This window comes from Streptomyces sp. NPDC000151 (assembly GCF_040301705.1).
In the GTDB taxonomy this organism is placed as follows: Bacteria; Actinomycetota; Actinomycetes; order Streptomycetales; family Streptomycetaceae; genus Streptomyces.
The window spans coordinates 1-1,273 of the sequence record NZ_JBEPFC010000313.1 but is presented as its reverse complement, the minus strand read 5'-3'; the positions used below and the strand labels follow the sequence as shown (position 1 = coordinate 1,273).

The following is a 1,273-nucleotide window of genomic DNA, read 5'->3' as shown; positions in this document are numbered from 1 at the left end:
GCGCCCGCCCAGCCGGGGGCGCCCTGCTGTGCGGGGGCCCCGGCCGCCGGCTGCGCGGCGTACGCGTCGTTGGCCGGAGCCGTGGGCTGCGCGGCGTACGCGTCCGCCGCTGCGGCCGCCGCCGTACCGCTGAGGGTCAGCCGGGGACCGTCGGTGGCGTTGCCGAGGTGCACGGCCGAGCCGGGGCCGATCTCCATCTGGTGGATCCGCTGCCCCTGCACATACGTGCCGTTGGTACTGCCGTGGTCCTCGATGACCCAACTGCGCCCTCCCCAGCGCACGGTCGCGTGCCGCCAGGACACCCGAGCGTCGTCCAGCACCACATCGCCCTGGGGATCGCGCCCCAGGCTGTACGACCGGGACGGATCGAGCGTCCAGGTCATTCCATTGATTTCGAGTACGAGTTCAGGCACTCCATGCCCCACTAGTTGTCCCCCGAGTGACCCCCTGCACGGGAAGTCTAGGGATGGCGAACATCCTGGGGAACTATTCCAGGCAGCGGGCCGCGACCGAAAGCCGGGCCGTGACAAGAGCACGAAGCGGACAGTGTTGTCGTCGGTTGACGCCGGCGAAAGGCCCCCGGAGAGTGGGAGACACCCACGGATCCGTACGGATGCCACGCGATGCGCACAACACGGGTGACTCAGCATCGATCGGCGCACGATCGGGGGCCGCGATGAGCGCGACCGCAACTCCGCACACAGGGCCGGGTGCTGTGCTGCTCTCCGCCGTCATCGCGGTCTGCTGCGCGTTCCTGGCGATGGCCGGCGTCGCGGCGCTCGGGCTGCGTCTGCTGGGCGCCGATGCGTACGGCTCGCTGGGCCCGATGACGGCCGCCGTCATGGTGCTGGCGGTGGGTGGATCGGTGACCCCGCGGGGTGACGTCTCGGCCTTCGGCATGTCCGGCGTGACGGCCGAAACCGCCATTGACATCGTGCCGTTGGGCGTGGGACTGACCGGTGCCGTGGTGCTGGGGGCGCTGTTCCTGCGGTCGCTCCGCGCGGTGCCGGGCGGGGTCGCGCCGGGCGGGCTGGCGGCGCGCGCCGCGACGGTGGCCGCGCTGTTCACCGCGCTGGTCGGCGGGCTCACCTGGGCCGGACACGACTCCGTAACGATCCCGGTGCTGCGGCTGCTGCCGACGCCGGGCGGCGGGGGCGGCGGACCGCTCGACCGGCTGCCGGACCTGCCCGGGCTCGGTGATCTGCCGGGCCTCGGCGACCTGCCGGACCTGGGGCGCGAGCTGCCCGGCCGGCTGCTGCCGGACGGGCTCGCG

General features: G+C 73.2%; 2 protein-coding genes. One reads left to right on the top strand and one right to left on the bottom strand.

Annotation, left to right across the window (positions count from 1 at the left end; translation table 11 throughout):
- A partial coding sequence (locus ABT381_RS35780; protein WP_351602293.1) for an FHA domain-containing protein occupies positions 1-383 on the bottom strand: 383 nt, incomplete at its 3' end.
- Positions 384-676: 293 nt separating this feature from the next.
- On the opposite strand from ABT381_RS35780, the gene ABT381_RS35775 reads away from it, so the two are divergent.
- Positions 677-1,273 (top strand): streptophobe family protein (locus ABT381_RS35775; protein ID WP_351602290.1); only part of this gene is annotated, 597 nt, incomplete at its 3' end.